Genomic DNA, 3,973 nt, shown 5'->3' with positions numbered 1-3,973 from the left:
CACCCCCCAGGTCATCCCATCGACAGGGGGCAACAGTCATGCCGGGCCCGGAGGCCAGCGGCCCTCTTGCAGGACCACGAAGAAGATAACGGGGGAGGACCACCGGGCGCCCAACCGCGGAAGAGGAGACACACCGGCGCCGGGGTCCCGCGCGAGGGGGGCACACCGGGCGCCGGCCCTCCCCGCCCCCCTCCCCGCGCCCTCCCCGCAAGGCAGTGCGCGGGGGACGGCGCGAGCGGGCGCTCAGCGGCCCGCGGTCCCCCGCGCACTCACCGGTCAGGAACCGACGGAGACGACGGTTCCGGCGCCGACGGTCCTGCCACCCTCACGTATGGCGAACCCGAGTCCGGGCTCCAGCGGCACCTCCCGCCCGAGTTCGACGGTCATCTCGACCGTCTCGCCGGGCCGGGCCACCGCCGTCTCCCCGAGGTCGACGTCCCCGACCACGTCCGCCGTCCGGATGTAGAACTGCGGCCGGTACCCGCTGGCGACCGGTGTCGTACGGCCCCCTTCGCGCCCCGCCAGCAGATAGACCCTGGCCACGAACCGCCGGGCGGGCACCACGCTCCCGGGCGCCGCCACGACGTGCCCGCGCCGCACCGCGTCCCGTGGCACGCCCCGCAGCAGTACGGCCACGTTGTCCCCGGCCTGTGCCTCCTCCATCGGCTTGCCGAAGGTCTCCAGACCGGTGACGACGGTCTCCACATCGGCGCCGAGCACCGACACCCGGTCGCCCAGGCGCAGCGTGCCCCGCTCCACGGCGCCCGTGACGACCGTGCCCCGGCCGGTGATGGTGAGCACGTTCTCCACCGGAAGCAGGAAGGGTGCGTCCAGATACCGCTCCGGCATCGGCACGTACGTGTCCACGGCGTCCAGCAGCGCCTCGACGGACGCCGTCCAGCGCGGGTCGCCTTCCAGCGCCTTCAGCCCGGAGACGCGGACCACGGGCACGGAGTCGCCCGGGTAGCCCTGCGCGGTGAGCAGGTCGCGGACCTCCAGCTCGACCAGGTCGATCAGTTCCTCGTCCTCCGCGCCGTCGGCCTTGTTCAGCGCGACGACGATGTGGTCGACGCCCACCTGCCGGGCGAGCAGGACGTGCTCGGCGGTCTGCGGCATGATCCCGTCGAGCGCGGAGACGACCAGGACGGCCCCGTCGAGCTGCGCCGCTCCGGTGACCATGTTCTTGACGTAGTCGGCGTGCCCGGGCATGTCGACGTGGGCGTAGTGCCGCGTGTCGGTCTCGTACTCGACGTGCGCGATGTTGATGGTGATGCCGCGGGCGGCCTCCTCCGGGGCGCGGTCGATCCGGTCGAAGGGGACGAACGTACCGGTGCCGCGCTCGGCGAGCACCTTGGTGATGGCGGCGGTCAGGGTCGTCTTGCCGTGGTCGACATGACCCATGGTGCCGATGTTCAGGTGCGGCTTGGTGCGCACGTAGGCCGTTTTGGACATGGCTGTACCTCGGAGCCTCTCCGGTCGTACGGGACTGCGGGACCCCGGGAGCCGCCGACCCTCCCCCTGCGGGGTCCGCCGGACGATCCGGAGAGGGTCAGCTTCGGGCGCCGTCGACAGCGGCCAGGAGAAGCGGAACGGCAGCCTTCGGCGCATCCGCGACGGCGGATGCTGCGAGCAGGAAGGCGTACCGGAACATGGCGTCGATCATCGCCGACGGTTCGTCCGGCGTCGAATGGTTTTCGGCGACGGCCCGCGACTCCGTGACGGCCACGGGAATGGGGTCGGTTCAGGGGCCGATGTTCTTCAGCGCCTCACGGACGGTCAGCGGGGCGAACCGGCCCCGTTCCCGCGCCAGGAAGTCCCGTACGGCCTCGGGGTCGGTCTTGGCGTACGCGCGCAAGGCCCAGCCGATCGCCTTGCGGATGAAGAACCCGGGATGCCCGGACTGGAGGAGACAGTAGGCGAACAGTCGGCCGGTGTCCGTGCGTTCCTTGTAGGCGAGCTGGTGGAGCAGGGCCGTGCGCGCCACCCACAGGTCGCCGTCGGTGATCCAGGAGTCCATGTCGGTGACGAGCTTCGGGTCGGCGGCGACCAGGGTGCCGACGACGTGCACGGCGAGCAGGTCGACGGTGTCCCACCAGGAGACGGTGGTGACGAGATGCCGGACCACCGGGAGGAGGCCCGAGGAGCAGCGGCCCGCGTGCCGGCGCAGATAGTCGACGGCGAAGTAGTGGTACTCGCGCTCGGGCAGCTCCCAGCAGCGCAGGGCGATCGCGGCGCAGTCGGTCTCGCCGGGGCGCGCCGTGCCGGCCAGCACGGTGCGCGACAGGGCACGCCGGGCCTGCGTGGGAATGCCGAGGAAAGGGGCGATGTCCTTCATGTAGGCGCCCATTGCGGCGGCCCGCTCGGGGTCGGCGGCGGCCCCGTACCGGGCCGTCAGCCGTTCCAGCACGAGGTCGGCGAGGGCGCTGCGCGGCGCTTCCGGCGGAGCCGCACCGGTGACGGTCATGCGGAGAACCCTACTGCCGGTGGGTCTTTCGACCTGGGTTGCGCCCCCGTCCGTACGGGCGTTCCCTGGAGGTACCGGCGGTGAAGCGGGCGCACGGGCCACGGCCCGGTGCGGAGCCCGCGCCCCCACGAGTGTCTCCTCGGCGGCCCGCGCTCCACGAGTCTCCTCTCGGCAACGGCCCTCTTCCCCGCCGTCGTCCAGTGCTCGACGGGGAGGTGACAGAGGTGAAAGCCGTCGTCTACGAGAAGCCCTTCCGTGTGGCCGTGAAGGATGTCGACGATCCGCGGATCGAGCATCCCAACGATGTGCTAGTACGGGTCACGTCGACCGCCATCTGCGGCTCGGACCTGCACATGTACGAGGGCCGCACGGCGGCCGAGCCGGGCATCGTCTTCGGGCACGAGAACCTCGGCATCATCGAGGAGGTCGGCAGTGGCGTGGTCTCCCTGTCCGTGGGCGACCGCGTCGTGATGCCCTTCAATGTGGCGTGCGGATTCTGCAAGAACTGCCTTGCCGGGAAGACCGGTTTCTGTCTGACGGTCAACCCCGGCTTCGCCGGCGGAGCCTACGGCTATGTGGCGATGGGTCCGTACGAGGGCGGCCAGGCCGAACTGCTGCGGGTGCCGTTCGCCGACTTCAACTGCCTGAAGCTGCCTCCGGGCGACGAGTTCGAGGCTGATTTCGTGCTGCTCGCCGACATCTTCCCCACCGGCTACCACGGCTGCGAACTCGCCCAGGTGTCCACCGGTGACAGCGTGGCCGTCTACGGTGCCGGACCGGTGGGGCTGATGGCCGCCTACTCGGCGTTGCTGCGCGGTGCGGCGAAGGTCTTCTCCGTCGACCGGGTGCCCGAGCGGCTCGCCAAGGCGGAGGAGATCGGGGCCATCCCCATCGACTTCACCAAGGGCGACCCGGCCGAACAGATCAAGGAACAGACCGGAGGTGAGGGAACCGACAAGGGCGTCGACGCCGTCGGCTACCAGGCACAGGCCCACGACGCCAGCCACGAGGAACCCGCCATCGTTCTCAACGCCCTCGTCGAGACGGTGCGTGCGACCGGGTTGCTCGGCGTACCGGGTCTGTACGTGCCGTCGGACCCGGGTGCCCCCGACGAACACGCGAAGCGGGGCCAGCTGCTGGTCTCCATCGGCAGGATGTTCGAGAAGGGCCAGCAGATGGGCACCGGCCAGTGCAACGTCAAGCAGTACAATCGCCAGTTGCGCGACATGATCATCGCCGGGCGGGCCAAGCCCAGCTTCGTGGTCTCCCACGAGCTGCCGCTGGAAGAGGCGCCGCAGGCGTACGAGAAGTTCGACAAGCGGATCGAGGGCTACACCAAGGTGGTACTGCATCCCGATCACGCTCTCGCCGCGTGAGCCGCACCGTGTGCGACGCACCGTGTGACACGTCTCTGTGAGACAGCCGCACGACACTGGGGTGGGGGGGGGGGGCGGGGGGCGCGCGGGGGGCCGCGCGGCCGCGCCCGCCCCCGCCGCCACCCGCGCGCCC

The 3,973-nt window shown here is 71.1% G+C and carries 4 protein-coding genes; 1 reads left to right on the top strand and 3 read right to left on the bottom strand.

Annotated elements, in window-relative coordinates; genetic code table 11:
* Positions 1-276 precede the first annotated feature (276 nt).
* The 3 genes from tuf to ABVB68_RS36395 all read right to left on the bottom strand — a co-directional run bounded on the left by tuf (position 277) and on the right by ABVB68_RS36395 (position 2,464).
* Entirely contained in the window at positions 277-1,452 is a 1,176-nt protein-coding gene (gene tuf / locus ABVB68_RS36405) for an elongation factor Tu (protein WP_353605508.1), read from the bottom strand.
* Positions 1,453-1,549: 97 nt separating this feature from the next.
* Positions 1,550-1,726 (bottom strand): hypothetical protein, encoded by a 177-nt coding sequence (locus ABVB68_RS36400; protein ID WP_353605509.1) that lies wholly within the window; start codon positions 1,724-1,726, stop codon positions 1,550-1,552.
* A gap of 15 nt (positions 1,727-1,741) precedes the next feature.
* Complete coding sequence (locus ABVB68_RS36395; RefSeq protein ID WP_353605507.1) at positions 1,742-2,464, bottom strand: DNA alkylation repair protein; 723 nt, start codon at positions 2,462-2,464, stop codon at positions 1,742-1,744.
* Positions 2,465-2,688: 224 nt separating this feature from the next.
* Here ABVB68_RS36395 and ABVB68_RS36390 point away from each other — a divergent pair, with 224 nt between their 5' ends.
* Positions 2,689-3,840, top strand: coding sequence for a glutathione-independent formaldehyde dehydrogenase (locus ABVB68_RS36390; protein WP_353605506.1), 1,152 nt, complete (start codon positions 2,689-2,691; stop codon positions 3,838-3,840).
* Positions 3,841-3,973: the final 133 nt, after the last annotated feature.

Origin of the sequence: Streptomyces sp. NPDC096012, assembly GCF_040426375.1 — a bacterium.
In the GTDB taxonomy this organism is placed as follows: Bacteria; Actinomycetota; Actinomycetes; order Streptomycetales; family Streptomycetaceae; genus Streptomyces.
Note: the sequence above shows the minus strand (reverse complement) of the source record. Positions and strands in the feature narration are given on the sequence as shown.